14 protein-coding genes are annotated in these 15,598 nt (G+C 51.7%); 12 read left to right on the top strand and 2 right to left on the bottom strand.

All coding sequences use genetic code 11. From position 1 onward, the window contains the following. Positions 1 to 2: 2 nt before the first annotated feature. From secD to IMCC13023_RS04645, 3 genes are read left to right on the top strand one after another with little or no spacing between them, the layout of a single operon-like run. Positions 3 to 1,688 (top strand): protein translocase subunit SecD, encoded by a 1,686-nt coding sequence (secD, locus tag IMCC13023_RS04655; protein WP_007541785.1) that lies wholly within the window; start codon positions 3 to 5, stop codon positions 1,686 to 1,688. Beyond that, entirely contained in the window at positions 1,681 to 2,655 is a 975-nt protein-coding gene (secF, locus tag IMCC13023_RS04650; protein WP_007541783.1) for a protein translocase subunit SecF, read from the top strand. The genes secD and secF overlap by 8 nt, the downstream gene beginning before the upstream one ends. 30 nt (positions 2,656 to 2,685) lie before the next feature. After that, complete coding sequence (locus IMCC13023_RS04645) at positions 2,686 to 4,911, top strand: RelA/SpoT family protein (protein WP_040325196.1); 2,226 nt, start codon at positions 2,686 to 2,688, stop codon at positions 4,909 to 4,911. Positions 4,912 to 4,913: 2 nt separating this feature from the next. Here IMCC13023_RS04645 and IMCC13023_RS04640 read toward each other — a convergent pair whose 3' ends face one another. Next, complete coding sequence (locus IMCC13023_RS04640; RefSeq protein ID WP_007541779.1) at positions 4,914 to 6,128, bottom strand: DUF349 domain-containing protein; 1,215 nt, start codon at positions 6,126 to 6,128, stop codon at positions 4,914 to 4,916. Positions 6,129 to 6,151: 23 nt separating this feature from the next. After that, complete coding sequence (locus IMCC13023_RS04635) at positions 6,152 to 6,916, bottom strand: peptidylprolyl isomerase (protein WP_007541778.1); 765 nt, start codon at positions 6,914 to 6,916, stop codon at positions 6,152 to 6,154. Between the two features lie 52 nt (positions 6,917 to 6,968). Between IMCC13023_RS04635 and IMCC13023_RS04630 the strand changes: the two genes are divergently transcribed. The 9 genes from IMCC13023_RS04630 to aroC all read left to right on the top strand — a co-directional run bounded on the left by IMCC13023_RS04630 (position 6,969) and on the right by aroC (position 15,598). Further along, positions 6,969 to 8,204 (top strand): replication-associated recombination protein A, encoded by a 1,236-nt coding sequence (locus tag IMCC13023_RS04630; protein WP_007541775.1) that lies wholly within the window; start codon positions 6,969 to 6,971, stop codon positions 8,202 to 8,204. Positions 8,205 to 8,314: 110 nt separating this feature from the next. Next, positions 8,315 to 8,944: a 30S ribosomal protein S4 gene (gene rpsD, locus IMCC13023_RS04625; RefSeq protein ID WP_040325194.1), complete on the top strand. Its 630-nt coding sequence runs from the start codon at positions 8,315 to 8,317 to the stop codon at positions 8,942 to 8,944. Between the two features lie 8 nt (positions 8,945 to 8,952). Then, positions 8,953 to 9,300: a DUF948 domain-containing protein gene (locus tag IMCC13023_RS04620; RefSeq protein ID WP_007541771.1), complete on the top strand. Its 348-nt coding sequence runs from the start codon at positions 8,953 to 8,955 to the stop codon at positions 9,298 to 9,300. A gap of 2 nt (positions 9,301 to 9,302) precedes the next feature. Continuing rightward, positions 9,303 to 9,497: a hypothetical protein gene (locus IMCC13023_RS04615; protein WP_007541770.1), complete on the top strand. Its 195-nt coding sequence runs from the start codon at positions 9,303 to 9,305 to the stop codon at positions 9,495 to 9,497. Positions 9,498 to 9,500: 3 nt separating this feature from the next. Beyond that, complete coding sequence (alaS, locus tag IMCC13023_RS04610) at positions 9,501 to 12,134, top strand: alanine--tRNA ligase (RefSeq protein WP_040325192.1); 2,634 nt, start codon at positions 9,501 to 9,503, stop codon at positions 12,132 to 12,134. Beyond that, positions 12,134 to 12,571, top strand: a complete 438-nt coding sequence (gene ruvX / locus IMCC13023_RS04605; RefSeq protein ID WP_007541765.1) for a Holliday junction resolvase RuvX — start codon at positions 12,134 to 12,136, stop codon at positions 12,569 to 12,571. The genes alaS and ruvX overlap by 1 nt, the downstream gene beginning before the upstream one ends. Further along, positions 12,564 to 13,637 (top strand): endolytic transglycosylase MltG, encoded by a 1,074-nt coding sequence (mltG, locus tag IMCC13023_RS04600; protein WP_007541763.1) that lies wholly within the window; start codon positions 12,564 to 12,566, stop codon positions 13,635 to 13,637. Before ruvX ends, mltG begins: the two co-directional genes overlap by 8 nt. Continuing rightward, positions 13,630 to 14,397 (top strand): hypothetical protein, encoded by a 768-nt coding sequence (locus IMCC13023_RS04595; RefSeq protein WP_007541761.1) that lies wholly within the window; start codon positions 13,630 to 13,632, stop codon positions 14,395 to 14,397. Before mltG ends, IMCC13023_RS04595 begins: the two co-directional genes overlap by 8 nt. A gap of 4 nt (positions 14,398 to 14,401) precedes the next feature. After that, positions 14,402 to 15,598, top strand: a complete 1,197-nt coding sequence (aroC, locus tag IMCC13023_RS04590; protein WP_007541759.1) for a chorismate synthase — start codon at positions 14,402 to 14,404, stop codon at positions 15,596 to 15,598.

The following is a 15,598-nucleotide window of genomic DNA, read 5'->3' as shown; positions in this document are numbered from 1 at the left end:
CTTTGGCTGAGAACACCACTACAACATCCGCTAGACGGAAGCTCTCATGGCTGACCGGTATTGCAGTCTTCTTCATTGGGCTAATGGTTTGGGGTGTAGCTACGGTTCAGCCCGGCGCATCATATGCACCTGAGTTGGGACTTGACCTTCAGGGCGGAACCCAGATTATTCTGACCCCCACCATTGCCGAAGGTGACCAAGCAAGTTCTGAGCAGCTAACTCAGGCCGTGACCATCATTCGACAGAGAATCGATGGATCCGGAGTTGGAGAAGCGCAGGTTTCGATTCAGGGTAATCAAAACATTGTTGTTGCAATTCCAGGGACTCCAGACGCAACTACTCTTCAACTTATAAAGGCAAGCGCATTGCTTGAGTTTCGGCCGGTAATTGTTCAGGGCATCTCTGCACCTGCTGCTGAGGGCGCACTTCCAGTAGACCTTGAAACTTTCAGCGATGTGACGGCTACCACGCCAGTGAACGCCAGCGATGCTGCCTGGATAACCGAGCGTCTTCAGGCTCAATTTGAAAACTTGGACTGTTCATTACCGTTTAGAGGACCAGGACAAGTGGATGATCCGACTGTAGGTCTTGTGACTTGCGACGAACTGTCACTCTATAAGTACATCCTTGGTCCGGTAGAAGTGCAGGGAGCTAACATCTCAGACGCCACTGCTGGAACAGTGACCACTCAAACAGGTGCAAGCACCAACACGTGGGCAGTCAACTTAGAATTCGATGGGACTGGCTCCGATGCGTTCGGTTTGGTTACCTCAAGACTCTTTGGACTTCAAAGTCCGGGGAATCAATTTGCCATCACTCTTGACGGCCTGGTGATTACAGCTCCATCGACGAACGCAGTTATCACGAATGGTCAGGCTCAAATAACAGGATCATTCACTCAAGAATCCGCAACGGTTTTGGCTGATCAGTTGAAGTACGGTGCGCTACCGATTGGGTTTGAAGTTCAGTCTCAGGAGAACATCTCTGCGACTCTTGGATCAGAATCTCTTCGTTCCGGACTGCTAGCCGGACTAATCGGTCTAATCTTCGTGATTATCTACATGGCCTTCCAGTACCGCGGTCTAGCTACCGTAGTTCTTGGGTCGCTAATTGTGGCCGCGCTCTTGGTGTATCTAGCAATTGCGTTCCTATCATGGCGACAGGGCTACAGGCTCTCACTTGCTGGAGTAGCCGGTTTGATCGTAGCTATTGGAATTACCGCTGACTCGTTCATTGTCTACTTCGAAAGAATTAGGGACGAGCTGCGAGACGGTAGAAATCTAGAAAGCGCAGTCGAGGCTGGTTGGAAGCGAGCAATACGCACAATCTTGATCTCAGACGCCGTTAGCTTTACAGCAGCGGTAGTCCTCTACTTGCTAACAAGCTCTTCGGTTCGCGGCTTCGCGTTCACCTTGGGTCTAACAACCTTGATTGACCTCTTGGTAGTGACCATGTTCACCCATCCACTAGTTCAGCTGCTGGCCAGAAACAAGTTCTTCGCCTCGGGTCACCGTTTCTCTGGATTTGATCTTTCAGCCAGAGAGGTTTCCTATAAAGGACGAGGCGAATTCAAGGTGTCCAAGTCACTAGCCGGCGGCAAGGCCGAAAAGTCTTCAAAGGAAGCACAAAAACGACAGACAATTGCCGAGCGAAAAGCTTTGGCGGGTCAGGGAGATCACGATGAGTAGGGCAAGAGATTTCGGAAACCAGCTTTACTCAGGTGAGCGCAGCTTTAATTTTGTAGCGCGCAGAAAGACCTGGTACATCATCGGTGCCGTGGCAGTCATCTTGGCATTGTTGCTGCCCGTAGCACGCGGTGGATTCAACTTTGGTATTGAGTTCCGCGGTGGTTCTGAATTCAGGCTCACAAACTCGCAAGAACTTCCACACCAGCTTGCGGTGGACGTAATTTCAGACATCGCACCGGGTTCACAGGTGAACGTGACTGACGTAGGACTCGCCGATATTCGGATTCAGACTGAGCAACTCGAAGACGTGCAGTCAGAGCGGGTTCGCTTGGCTCTCGCCGACGCCTACGGGCTAGACGATGCTGCTGTGGCGTCTAGCTTCATTGGACCAAACTGGGGGGCTGACGTAACCAATCAAGCCCTAATGGGACTCATTGTCTTTTTGATTCTTGTTTCCCTGTTGATTGCTGTCTACTTCAGAAGCTGGAAGATGTCGGTAGCGGCAGTTTTGGCCCTCGCCCACGACCTTATTCTTACCGCTGGTATCTATGCCGGTGTTGGATTTGAGGTCACACCGGCCGCGGTAATTGGATTCCTTACTATTTTGGCGTACTCGCTTTATGACACGGTTGTCGTGTTCGACAAGGTTCGAGAGAACACCCTTGAAGTTGAATACTCGGAGACTCGAACTTTTGGCGAGATGGTGAATCTTGCGGTGAACCAAACATTGATTCGTTCGATCAACACATCGGTTGTGGCTGTGCTACCGGTGGCTTCGATCTTGTTCGTAGGTTCATTGCTGCTTGGCGCCGGAACCCTGAGGGACATCGCCTTGGCGTTGTTTGTGGGAACTATCGTAGGAACTTACTCATCTATCTTCTTGGCAGCACCGATTTATGCGCACCTACGCGAATCTGAGCCGACTTTGAAGAAAGCCGCTGACAAAGTAGTAGCCAGCCGCGCGTAGAATTGAGTCCATTCGATAGAGGATGGAAACATGACGGATGCGAAGAGCAGTTCACTTCGCTCTCGTCTGCCTAAAATATTTACAAAATCCTCCACTTCGTATGGCACCGACTTGGCTTCACTGATTCGTGTAGTCAGAACAAACCACCCCAAAGCCGACCTGGCCGTAATTGACAAGGCCTTTCAGTACGCCGAGAAGTATCACACCGGTCAGCTGAGAAAAAGTGGGGAGCAGTACATAACCCACCCACTAGCAGTTGGCAGAATACTTGCCGACCTTGGCTCCGGGCCTGCAACAATTGCGGCCGCCCTACTGCACGACACAGTAGAGGACACTGAGTACTCGATAGAGGCCCTCGAGAAGGACTTTGGTCCCGAAGTCGCGCTACTGGTCGACGGGGTCACGAAACTAGACAAGGTCAAGTTCGGTGACAGCGCGCAGTCAGAAACCATGCGCAAGATGGTGGTTGCCATGAGCAAGGACGTTAGAGTCCTCGTCATCAAGCTTGCGGACAGACTTCACAATGCGAGAACCTGGGGATTTGTGAGCCCCGAGTCCGCGAGAAAAAAGGCGCAGGAAACACTGGAAATCTACGCGCCACTAGCGCACCGCTTGGGTATTTCAACGATGAAAGTTGAGCTTGAAGATATTAGTTTCAGCGTGCTCTATCCGAAGGTTTACGAAGAGATCGTCTCGCTGGTTGGTCAAAGAAACCCTTTGAGATCCGACTACACGCAAAACGTAATAGACGAGATTTCCTCCGAGCTTCGAAACGGCAAGGTCAAGTCAAAGATTGACGGACGACCTAAGCAGTACTACTCGATCTACCAAAAGATGGTTCTTCGAGGAAGAGAGTTTGACGACATCTACGACCTTGTGGGTGTGCGAGTGATAGTTGCAAGCGTAAAAGACTGCTATGCGGCTCTGGGTGCCATACACGCCCGCTGGTCGCCGCTACCGGGCAGATTCAAAGACTACGTAGCGATGCCGAAGTTTAATCTTTATCAGTCGCTGCATACGACAGTTGTCGGCCCAGACGGCAGAGCAGTTGAGATACAGATAAAAACCCTTGAGATGCATCAGCGAGCTGAGTTCGGCGTGGCGGCCCACTGGAAGTACAAGGCGCAATCTGGAAAGAGCGAGAAGGAAGTCGATTTCGCCTGGATGAAGCAACTTTCAGACTGGCAAGAGGAGACCGCAGACCCGGGGGAATTCCTGGATAATCTTCGATTCGAAATTGGCGCCAAGGAGCTTTATGTCTTCACGCCTAAGGGCAAAGTTGTGGGACTAGCCGCCGGATCGACACCGGTGGACTTCGCTTACGCGGTCCACACGGAAGTCGGTCATAAGACAATTGGCGCAAAGGTTAACAGCCGTCTGGTGCCTCTGGAAAGCAAACTACAAGCTGGTGATTCGGTAGAAGTCCTAACTTCGCGATCAGAATCCGCCGGGCCTAGCAAGGACTGGTTGAACTTTGTGGCTTCCCCTGGAGCGCGCGCAAAGATAAAGCACTGGTTTGCCCAAGAGCGCAAGGAAATCGCTACCGAGGACGGTAAAGAAGCTCTGGCTCGCGGGCTTCGACGAAAAGGTCTCCCTGTTCAATCGCTTATGTCATCGGATTCACTGACAAAGCTTGCCGAAGAGCATGGTTTGGTGGGGATTCAAGCGCTGTTCAATGCGATAGGCCAGGGCCAGCTAACCGTCGGTACGGTCATCGACAGGCTAAAGCAGCTTGAGGGACTGACTCCAGAAGCTATCACCGAGGAGTTACCGATACAGGTACCTAAGTCTCTTCGTCAACGGAGAAATGAATCTCAAGGGGTTTTAGTCAAGGGCGATCCAGATGTCATGTCAAAGATGGCTAGATGCTGCACCCCGGTTCCTGGTGACGAGATAACTGGTTTCATTACCCGTGGGGAGGGAGTTTCGGTACACCGAACGGACTGTAAAAATGTGCAATCTCTTGCAAAAGAGAGGATCGTTGAAGTTTCCTGGGCTGATGAAGCCAGGGGAGTGTTCATGGTTCAGATTCAGATTGAGGCTTTAGATCGATCTGGTCTGCTTAGCGATGTAACCCGAGTGCTAACCGAAAGCCACGTGAACATCCTGAACGCATCGGTCTCAACCGGCAAGGACAGGGTCGCTATTAGCAAGTTCGTCTTTGAGATGGCTGACCCATCACATCTGGATCACGTTCTAAACCAAGTCCGGAGAGTCGAAGCTGTCTACGACGTGTATCGAGTGAAAAGCAGCTAGGTCTAGTCGACCGCTTGAGATGCAGCTAACAACCAGGCCTTGCGAGCGGTTATTTGCTCTTCAATTTCTTTTTTCTTCTCGGGCTTAGCCAGCTCGAGGCTCTTTTCAAGACCCGCAATCGCTTCCTCAAGTTGCGAGACTAGAGAATTCGAGCGTGCTTTTGCAGCTGGATCAGATCGTCGCCATGCGTCGGCAGCAGCATCTGCAATCTTCTTCTCTGCTTTTCTAATTGGGTCTTCAATTTTTCTCACCTGGTCGCGAGGGATGTGTCCAATCTTTTCCCATCGCGCCTGGATGTTGGCCAGGGACTTCTTTGCTGACTCAATGTCATCGAAATTCAGCGCCTCAATCTCAAGGTTGAGGGCAACCTTCTGCTCAAGATTCGCCTTTTGGCTAGTTTCAATCTCGGCGTCCTCGGCCTTCTTGGCAGCGAAAATGGCGTCGCCAGCGGCGCGGAACTCTTTCCAGAGCGCCTCTTCTGCCTTACCGGCCTTGCCAGCCAGTTTCCATTGATTCTGAAGCTTCTTGTATTGATCAGTTGCGCCAGCACCCTTTGCGAGGAGGGCCTTAGCGCTTTCTACAAGCGAGGTTTTCTCGGCCTTGGCTTCCTTGAACGAACCATCCAAGTTAGCGAAAAACGCACGGCGGCCCTGCTCGAACTTCGCGCGGGCTTGGGAAAAGCGCTTCCAAATCGGGTCGGTCTTGGCCTTGGGAACCTTAGGGCCTTCCTTCTGAAGTTTTTGCCAACGCTCAAACAACTCAGTCATCTCAACGGCCGACTTTTTCCAGTTGATCCCGCCGAGATTGGCCACCATCGCTTCTGCCCTGGCAGCTATCTCTTCCTTGGCTGCCATTGCAAGCTCATTTGCTGCAGCGCGTTCTTCGTTGGCCTTGGCACTGGTTGCATCAATTAGTCCGGTAACCGCCTCAACCCGATCACGCAAGTTCTGAACGTTTCCGACTGCCTTTGGTTCAACTAGCTCGGCCTTTAGGTGTTCGCGCGTGGTTTTTAGGCTTTTGGCATCCGTGATACCAGCTGCTAGTCGCTGCTCCAGCGTTCGAACCTGGGCGGCTAGATCATCAAATTTTCGTGTGAAATAGCTCAGCGCATCTGCTGCTGGAACGTTTGGATATTGACCGACGATGCGCTCTTGCCCACCGTCTATCAAGTAGACGTTATTAGCCTCGTCTACGCGACCGAATTCACTGCTTGTCAAGGGTTGCTCCTACTGGTTTTGTCTTACTCTACCGAAACAGAACTTATCAATACTTCATCTAGCGGAGATGCGTCTGAAGAACCGTCAATTGTGCCGGCCTCTGCGATCGCCTCTACGGCATCCAACCCTCCTGTAATCGAACCGAAGATGGTGTATCCACCGACTGCGTCAGACGGGATAGTCGAATCTTGGTAAACAATGAAGAACTGAGAGCCCATGGAGCTATCGTCTCCACCTCGACGAGCCATTGCTAGGACGCCCTCGGTGTAAAGGTCCGCCTCGGGAGCGTTTTCAATCGGACCCCAGTTGTAACCGGGCCCGCCGGTGCCATCGCCGCTTGGGTCGCCGCACTGAAGAACGTAAATACCTGAAGTAACAAGTCGGTGGCAGCTGACGTCTTCGTAAAAGCCATTTTTGGTAAGGGAAACAAAGTTGGCTACTGCCTGAGGAGCTAGGTCTCCGGCAAGGTCAAACGTGAGCTCCTCGCCATTCAGGTTTAGAGAACCGTTCCACACTCTGCCCTCGGCAAGAGCTAAATCGGGAACACCTGTTGGATCCACATCTGTGGCATCAGCAGGCGTTTCAACCTGATCGGAAGTCTCGGCAAGATCAGCCTCCTGGCCCCCTGGACCAAATGAGAAATATGCGAGTTGCCCTGCGAAGGCCAGCGCAACCGCTCCGGCCGCCACCGCCAAGAACACGCGGTTGTCCTTTTTAGACCTCACGGCTCTACTGCTAATGAGGTCTTGCTTTGCCTGGTAATTTTCTAACTTGCTGTTTGATTTCATAACTCACCCTTTTATCGCCTTGGTAATTCTAGGTGTTGCTTAGAGTTAGCGTGTGGTTGAAATTCCCCTTGCTGCCAGACTGAGACCAAATTCACTTACCGAAGTGATAGGTCAGTCGAGGGCACTCATTGAAAACGGGCCGCTGGCCAGGCTCATATCCGGCGATCAAACAGGTTCCTGGCCCTCCGTAATTCTTTGGGGACCACCCGGAAGCGGAAAGACCACGATTGCTCGACTTATTGGCAACAATGAAAAAGCACACTTCCTAGAGCTCAGCGCGGTTAGCGCCTCGGTCGCGCAGGTCAGAGAGCTAATAGCCAAAGCCAAAGAGCTCAAAAATCTATACGATCGACCAACCGTGCTGTTCCTTGATGAAGTTCACCGATTCTCAAAGTCTCAGCAGGATTCATTATTGAATGCAGTGGAGTCCGGAATCATTACGCTGGTGGCTGCTACTACTGAAAACCCCTCCTTTAGCGTTATCACACCATTGATTTCAAGATCTGTGGTGGTGAAGCTTGAACCATTGAATGATGCTGATGTGCTATCGATCATGAACCGCGCTCTGGAGTCAGACAGTGGTTTGCCCAATGCAACCTTCGAAACAGATGCGCTGAAATATCTGGCAAAGATTTCCTCGGGTGATGCCAGAAGGGCTCTCACTCTTATGGAGGCAGCGGCCAATGGTTCAAGCAATTCAGTCAGCCTAGAATCCGCCAAGTTGGCGGCGCAGTCGACAATTGTCTACGACCAAGCAGGGGATCAGCACTACGACACGATTAGCGCATTTATCAAATCTGTTCGTGGCTCAGATGCCGACAGTGCACTGCACTACTTGGCAAGAATGATTGCAGGCGGCGAGGATCCGAGATTTATCGCGCGCAGGCTAATGATTCTTGCGAGCGAAGATGTTGGCTTGGCAGACCCACACGCACTCGTGCTGGCAGAGGCGACTGCTGGGACGGTAGAACGTATTGGAATGCCTGAGGGCAGAATTCCCTTGGCGCAACTAACCATCTATTTGGCACTTGCTCCAAAGTCAAACCGTGCCTACCAGGCTATAAACATGGCCATGGCAGCCGTCGAGGCAGCTAACACCAAGCCAGTTCCTGCAGCACTGAGGTCAACCGGCGCCGTGGGCTACAAGTACCCACATGATGACCCCAGGGGAGTCCTTCCGCAAACATATCGAGACGGCGATGAGCTCTTTTATCACCCTTCCGAGCATGGATTTGAGGCTGAATTAGCCAAGCGAGTCGAAATGATTAGAAAAATCCTTGCCAGATAGTGACACTTAACCATTCGCTCTGGTAGGATTTTCGGGTTATCTGGATTCAGCGGCTGTAATCCGGACACTACGAAATATCCAATCTAAAGTTTGATTTGAAAGGTACCTTTTTGTCGAAGGCAACAAGATCCCGCAGTAAGACCCGTCTATCGCGTGCCCTGGGCATCGCGCTGACGCCAAAAGCTGCAAAGTATATGGAAAAGCGACCTTATGGTCCAGGTCAGCACGGTCGCACCAAGCGCAAGACTGATTCTGATTACTCAGTTCGTCTCCGCGAGAAGCAGCGCTTACGTGCTCAGTACGGAATTCGCGAGGCTCAGCTTCGCAACACATTCAAGGAAGCCAAGCGCACTGCTGGCCTAACCGGTGAGAACCTGGTTGAGCTATTAGAGATGCGTCTTGATGCCCTAGTTCTTCGTTCGGGCATGGCCCGCACGATTGCTCAGTCACGCCAGATGGTTGTTCACCGCCACATCCTTGTGGATGGCGAGCGAGTTGACCGCCCATCCTTCCGCGTCAAGCCAGGACAGATGATTCACGTCCATGACAAGTCAGAGCGAACCGAGCCTTTCCAGGTTGCGGCAGCCGGAGGTAACTCCGATGTACTTGCAAAGACACCTGAGTATCTAGCAGTGGATCTTGACAAGCTTCAGGTGACGCTATTGCGTCGTCCGAAGCGCGAAGAGGTTCCTGTGACCTGTGAAGTACAGCTTGTAGTTGAGTTCTACGCAGCTAGGTAGTTAGGAACATGACAGGCGGCGAAATAGCAGTGGTCATTCTGGCCGCTAGCTCCGCACTGTTTGTTGTTCTTCTGGGATTTCCTCTGGTAAAACTGGGGAAACTTTTGGACCAGACCGCAGCCACTGTCACAACTTTCAATGCTGAATTCGAGCCCATCCTTGCGGAAGCAAAAACGACTCTTGCCGAGGCAAATAAGCAGCTCAAGCGCGTTGATAACATAACCAAAGACGTGGAGCAAGTCACAACTAACATCAGCTCACTAGTTGCGGTTTTCACCGCTTCGGTCGGTGGACCGTTGACAAAGATGTTCGGCGTCGTTCAGGGCGTAGCTAAAGTGTTCGGCAAACGGAGGTAGTCATGTCAAAACTAGGTTGGTTCATCGCAGGCATTGGTATGGGCGCTCTTGCGCTGCAGCAACTTCGGGATAACCCAAAGGCTCAGGGCGCCGTGGACGAAATACGCATAGCGGCAAAAGACTTCTCGGATTCAATCGCAGCGGGTTACCAAGAGCGCGAAGCTGAACTGAAAAAATCAGCTAAAACTAAGAAGTAGCAAATGAAGACTGCCGAAATTAGGCGTCGGTGGCTGTCCTACTTTGAGAGTAAAGGACACACGATTGTCCCTAGCGCTCCGCTCATAAGCCAAGACCCAACACTCATGTTCGTCGTAGCCGGAATGGTGCCTTTCATTCCCTATATGACGGGGGTTATGCCATCTCCCTACAAGCGGGCAACCTCGGTTCAAAAGTGCGTGAGAACGCTTGACATTGACGAGGTGGGCAAGACAACTCGCCACGGAACTTTTTTCCAGATGAACGGAAACTTTAGTTTTGGTGACTACTTCAAAAAAGATGCAATTACTTATGCCTGGGAATTACTGACTTCCTCTGTTGAGATCGGCGGGTACGGATTTCTTCCTGAAAAACTTTGGGTAACGGTCTACGAGGACGACGAAGAGTCGATTCAGCTGTGGTTGGAAAACACCAATGTCCCCATAGAGCGTATTCAAAAGCGCGGAATGGCGGATAACTATTGGTCAACTGGCCAAAGGGGACCGGCGGGGCCTTGTTCCGAGATTTACTTTGATCGAGGACCCGATTACGGGGTCGAGGGTGGCCCTGCTGCCGACGAAGATCGCTACATAGAAATCTGGAATCTCGTTTTCATGCAGTACGAACGCGCCGACGGCGGAACCAAGGATCACTTCGAGATCATTGGTGACCTACCGGAGAAAAACATTGACACCGGCATGGGGCTGGAGCGGGTCGCATTTCTGCTCCAGGAAGTCGAAAACATTTATGAAATTGACCAGATACGGCCACTAATAGATCTAGCAAGTCAATTGAGCGGCAAGAAATACGGAGACCTGGAAGTTGACGATGTCCGAATGCGGGTAATCGCCGACCACATTCGCTCCTCACTAATGCTGATGTCCGATGGAGTGACCGCATCTAACGAAGGACGTGGTTATGTTCTCCGTAGGCTTTTGCGCAGGTCCATAAGGGCTCTTAGGCTTCTGGGTGTAACCGAGAGTAGTTTTGAGAGGCTATTTACGGTTAGCAAGGATGCCATGGTTGAGGCATATCCCGAGCTAGAGGAAAACTTCCCTCGGATTCTTAGAAGCGCGCTTTCAGAGGAAACAGGATTTGCAAGAACCCTCGAGACTGGAACTTTGGTACTTGAGCAGGCAATTGCCGCGGCGAATGGAATTCTCTCCGGTGCCACTGCGTTTGAATTGCACGACACCTATGGGTTCCCAATCGATCTAACGGTCGAAATAGCAGCAGAGTCAGGCCTTGAAGTAAATCGAGAAGGCTTCGTTGAGCTGATGGATGAGCAGAAACAAAGAGCCAAGCAGGATGCCAAAGATAAGAAGATGGGTGGGGGATCCCTACAGGTTTACAGCGAGGTTCGCGCTAAGGGAGAAACGCTATTTACCGGCTATGACTCCCTACAAAGCGCGGCAACTGTCATTGGTCTTGTGAGAGACGGCGTCTCCGTGAACACCTTGAGCCAAGGGCAAATTGGGGAAGTGTTTCTAAACTCGACATCGCTTTACGGAGAATCGGGCGGCCAGGCAGCTGACGCCGGAATCATAACCGGAGAAGGGTTCACGCTAGACGTTTTGGATGTCCAAAAGCCGGTCAAGGGGCTATTCGCGCACAAGGTAAAGGTTTCTTTCGGTGAGGTTGCAATCAATTCTGCCGCGACCACCATTGTCGATGCAGATTGGCGACTCGGGGCTTGTCAGTCTCACAGTGCGACGCACGTTGTCCACGCGGCCATTAGGCAAGTGCTTGGACCCCAGGCTTTACAGTCGGGTTCGTTTAATAGACCCGGTTACATGAGATTGGACTTCGCATGGGGCGAGAGCCTGAGCGAGGCCACGAAGAGCGAAATAGAAGAGGTCTCAAACCTCGCAATCAGATCAGATTTGTCGGTCACAGCAGACTTTATGACCGTGGCAGAGGCCAAAGAGTTCGGCGCAATAGCCCTATTTGGAGAAACATATGACGAGCAAGTCAGAGTTGTTCAAGTTGGTGGCCCATGGTCAAGAGAACTCTGTGGTGGTACCCACGTTTCAAGAACCGCCCAAATTGGCTTGGTGAGCCTGGTATCAGAGGCATCTGTTGGCTCTGGCTCAAGACGCATAGAAGCACTGGTTGGCATGGAAGCGCTCACTTCTTTGCAGGCCGAACGCGATCTCGTGAGAAGGATTGCACTTCAACTGAAGGCTCCTGCCGGCGAGGTTGAGGCTCGCGTCACCGAGTCTCTGGCGGAACTAAAGGCTTCCAGCAAGATAGTTTGTGACATGGAAATGGCGAAGCTTCAAACTCAAATACCCACTCTTGCGAAGGCTGCGACATCGGTAAACGGAATTGACCTTCTGGCTCTTGAGGTTGACACCTCAGATTCTGATCAGCTTCGCGCCTTGGCCATGGGCCTAAAGGCTCACCTGGGAGCTGCGTCCATCGTGATTTTGGGCAGCAAGGCAAGCGGGTCAGGGGTTGTAATAGTTGTGGCAGGCGCTGCTGCGGTTGCCAAGGGCTACAAGGCCGGTGAGCTGGTTTCAGTTGCTTCGAAGGTACTAGGCGGTGGTGGCGGTGGAAAGCCAGAGCTTGCCCAGGGCGGCGGCACGAACATTGACAAGCTTTCCGAGGCAATCGCGGCGGCAGCTGCAATAGTGTGATGAAAAAACTTGCCGTTGATGTGGGCCTAGCTCGAATCGGAGTCGCCATCTCGGTTGACTCGCTCGCAATTCCACATTCCGTTATTAGTCAGAGCGACACAGCAATCGCAGAACTCGTCGCTATTTACCGCGAGAAAAACGCTGAATGTATCTATGTAGGGCTTCCGCTATCTCTTCGGGGCGGCCATACTGCCAGCACAAAAATGGCGATTGAATTCGCCGAACTTATTGCCGCACAAGGCCTTCCAGTGAGGCTTATTGACGAAAGGCTCACCTCAAAAACAGCCCAGCAATCCCTCAGACAAGCCGGCAAGAATGCAAAACAGCAAAAGGCAATAATAGATGCTTCGGCGGCTTGTCTTATATTGGAGTTTGCGCTTGCTTCAGAGAAGCCCGGTGAGTTAGCCGGAAGAGGATTGGATAATTTGGATGACTGATGGCTTGGAGCCGATGCCACCTAAGAGAAGCTCAAAGCGTTCTTGGCTTGCAGCGATTATTTCGATTGCCATTGTTGGCGCGTTAGTCGGTGGCGGGCTATTTGTTGCTAGCTCCAGTGTTCAGGACTTTCTCTCACGTTTCCAGGTAGAGGATTACGAAGGTCAAGCAGGCCCAAACACGGTGTTAATAATTTCTCCGGGGGACACAGGCGAAGTGGTAGCTAGAAAAATGGTTGAAGCCGACATCATCAAGAGCTTCGATGCGATCTATCGAGACATGCTGAACGTTGATTTGGTCATTTTCCCGGGTAGCTATGAGTTTCCGACCAAGCTTTCCGGCTCGGCTGCATTGAAACTTTTGATGTCAGGATCCAATCGAATGCTGGTTTCAACAACCATCCCAGAGGGTCTCAGCGTCGCGCAAATACTTCCAAGGCTGTCAGAGGATTTGGGCATTTCGATTTCAGATCTAGAAGAGGGAATTGCGCAACAGCTCTCCAGGATTCCGGCCGATGCACCCAGCATCGAGGGCTTTTTATTTCCAGCAACCTACAGCTTCGACCCAAACCCAGAGGCCAACGAAGTCATCAAAGCAATGGTTGATCGCATGGAACAGGAGTTATTCAAGTATGAAATTCCACTTGCCGACTCGCTACCTACACTGACTTTGGCCTCAATGGTTGCAAGCGAAGGCAGGTTCGAGGAGGACTTGTTCAAGATCTCCCGCGTCTTCCTGAATCGACTAGATGTTGGCATGGCGCTTCAGTCTGACCAAACCGTGAAGTATCGATACGAGGGCAGCCTTGAGTCTTTCCAGGAAGGGCTGAAGGACACCGAATCTCTTTTTAATACATTTAGTCACCCCGGATTGCCAATTGGACCAATAACAAATCCCGGAGGTTTAGCCATTGAGGCTGCGCTTCGCCCGGCGGACGGCGCCTGGCTGTACTTCGTAGCGATAAACCTTGACACCGGTGAAACCGTTTTCTCTGAAACATTGCGTGAGCATGAGATTGCCGCCGAAATCTATAGGCAATGGCTTCGGGACAGCCCAGATTATGACTAAGCACTACGCGGTCCTTGGGTCTCCGATTTCTCACTCGAAGTCTCCTCTGATCCACACCACCATCTTCAATCACCTAAATACCGATGCTGACTACCACTCTCATGAGGTAGTCGACTTAGCAAGCTTTTTGAATAGCAAGCATGGGCTTGCTGGCCTAAGCCTGACAATGCCCCTTAAAGATCAAGCCTTCGCGGTTGCCAATGAGCTTGATTTTTGGGCGCAGCGCTCCGAGTCAGTCAATACTTTGAAAAAAACAGAATCTGGATGGGCGGGCTACAACACAGACGTTTTTGGTCTTCGGCAAGCGGCAAATCTACTGACTTTCCAATCTGTTGCCGTTCTTGGAACTGGGGCAACGGCAAGGTCTGCTCTGGCGGCATTCCAAGATTCAAATTTGATGCTTTGGGGTCGTAATCAGGATTCAGCGAAGGATCTCTCAAAGAGATTCGATGCATCCAATCAGGACCTAATGGCCGCTCTTTCAGCAGATCTGGTTGTTAGCACTATTCCTGGTTCCGCGCTTTCTGGCCTCACCTCCAAAGACTCTAGACACCCAGGAACTCTAATCAGTGCCGATTACGGAACAGATGCTTACCAAGCCGGTACGTCGTTTGAAAATGCCACATCCGGTCTAGAAATGCTTATGTGGCAAGCGGTCGGCCAGCAAAGAATATTTACTGGTCTGGGCCTAAATGCTCCTTTGCCAGATGAAGAGATTTTGATAGAAGCCATCAGGCGAGCACTAGACATGACAAAATAGTTAGATGCTTAGATGGATAACAGCCGGTGAATCACATGGCCCGGAATTAATTGGCGTCATTGAAGGTCTCCCAGCCGGAGTTCCAATTTTGGACGAGGATCTTCAACAGGCTCTAGCCAGGAGAAGGCTCGGCTACGGCCGCGGAGCAAGAATGAAATTTGAGCAAGATCTCATTTCACTGTCCAGCGGAATCAGATTCGGCCAGTCTCAGGGTGGACCAATAGCAATACGAATTGCGAACACCGAGTGGCCAAAGTGGGAAACGGTGATGAGTGCCGCTCCAGTGGATGCTGATCTTCTAAGTGGAGGACGCGCAGCACCGTTGACTCGTCCGCGCCCTGGTCATGCCGATTTCACTGGAATGCAGAAGTATGGCTTCGATGAGGCCAGACCAGTTCTTGAAAGAGCGAGCGCTCGTGAGACTGCAACTCGCGTCGCACTTGGAGCCATAGCTCAGAAATTCTTATCCGAACTTGGCATTGAGCTAGTCACTCACACCGTTGCAATCGGCGCTGCGATTTCTAAATCCGAAAACCTTCCGTCGCCAAACGATCTGGCTTATCTAGATGCCGATCCCGTTAGGTGCTTCGACAAGGCCGACTCAGACGCGATGGTCGCTGAAATCGACGACTGCCACTCAACTGGTGACACCGTTGGCGGAGTTTGCGAAACCCTTGTTTACGGTTGCCCTCCGGGACTCGGAAGTTATGTCCACTCGGATCGCAGACTAGATTCCCAGCTAGCCGGAGCTGTCATGGGCATTCAGGCCATGAAATCCGTAGAAATTGGCGATGGTATTGAGACCACGAGACGCCGCGGCAGCGTCGCTCACGATGAAATTGTGAACAGTGACCAGGGTGTTCAGCGTCTAACGGATCGAGCCGGAGGCATCGAAGGCGGCATGACTAATGGGGAGATTGTTCGAATCAGAGCCGGCATGAAACCGATCAGCACTGTTCCACGCGCACTACAGACAATCGACACCGGCACGGGTGAATCAACCACCGCTCATCACCAACGCAGCGATGTTTGTGCTGTTCCGGCATCCGGAGTGGTCGTGGAGGCCATGGTCGCTTTGGTTATTGCCAATGCCGTTTTGGAGAAGTTCGGTGGCGATTCCGTCAAAGAGGTTCTTCGCAACATGAACTCCTACCTCGAAAGCATCCCTGCGGCGTTGCAATCGAGGATTGTCAGAAAATAG

This window comes from Candidatus Aquiluna sp. IMCC13023 (genome assembly GCF_000257665.1).
Lineage (GTDB): Bacteria > Actinomycetota > Actinomycetes > Actinomycetales > Microbacteriaceae > Aquiluna.
This window is presented reverse-complemented; position numbering and strand designations above follow the sequence as displayed.

What these genes read in the sequence shown, in the direction of transcription:
- secF (WP_007541783.1), top strand. Translation starts at nt 1,681, where the DNA reads ATGAGTAGGGCAAGAGATTTCGGAAACCAGCTTTACTCAGGTGAGCGC.
- IMCC13023_RS04645 (WP_040325196.1), top strand. Translation starts at nt 2,686, where the DNA reads ATGACGGATGCGAAGAGCAGTTCACTTCGCTCTCGTCTGCCTAAAATA.
- IMCC13023_RS04635 (WP_007541778.1), bottom strand. Translation starts at nt 6,916, where the DNA reads ATGAAATCAAACAGCAAGTTAGAAAATTACCAGGCAAAGCAAGACCTC.
- IMCC13023_RS04620 (WP_007541771.1), top strand. Translation starts at nt 8,953, where the DNA reads ATGACAGGCGGCGAAATAGCAGTGGTCATTCTGGCCGCTAGCTCCGCA.
- IMCC13023_RS04615 (WP_007541770.1), top strand. Translation starts at nt 9,303, where the DNA reads ATGTCAAAACTAGGTTGGTTCATCGCAGGCATTGGTATGGGCGCTCTT.
- alaS (WP_040325192.1), top strand. Translation starts at nt 9,501, where the DNA reads ATGAAGACTGCCGAAATTAGGCGTCGGTGGCTGTCCTACTTTGAGAGT.
- ruvX (WP_007541765.1), top strand. Translation starts at nt 12,134, where the DNA reads ATGAAAAAACTTGCCGTTGATGTGGGCCTAGCTCGAATCGGAGTCGCC.
- mltG (WP_007541763.1), top strand. Translation starts at nt 12,564, where the DNA reads ATGACTGATGGCTTGGAGCCGATGCCACCTAAGAGAAGCTCAAAGCGT.
- IMCC13023_RS04595 (WP_007541761.1), top strand. Translation starts at nt 13,630, where the DNA reads ATGACTAAGCACTACGCGGTCCTTGGGTCTCCGATTTCTCACTCGAAG.
- aroC (WP_007541759.1), top strand. Translation starts at nt 14,402, where the DNA reads ATGCTTAGATGGATAACAGCCGGTGAATCACATGGCCCGGAATTAATT.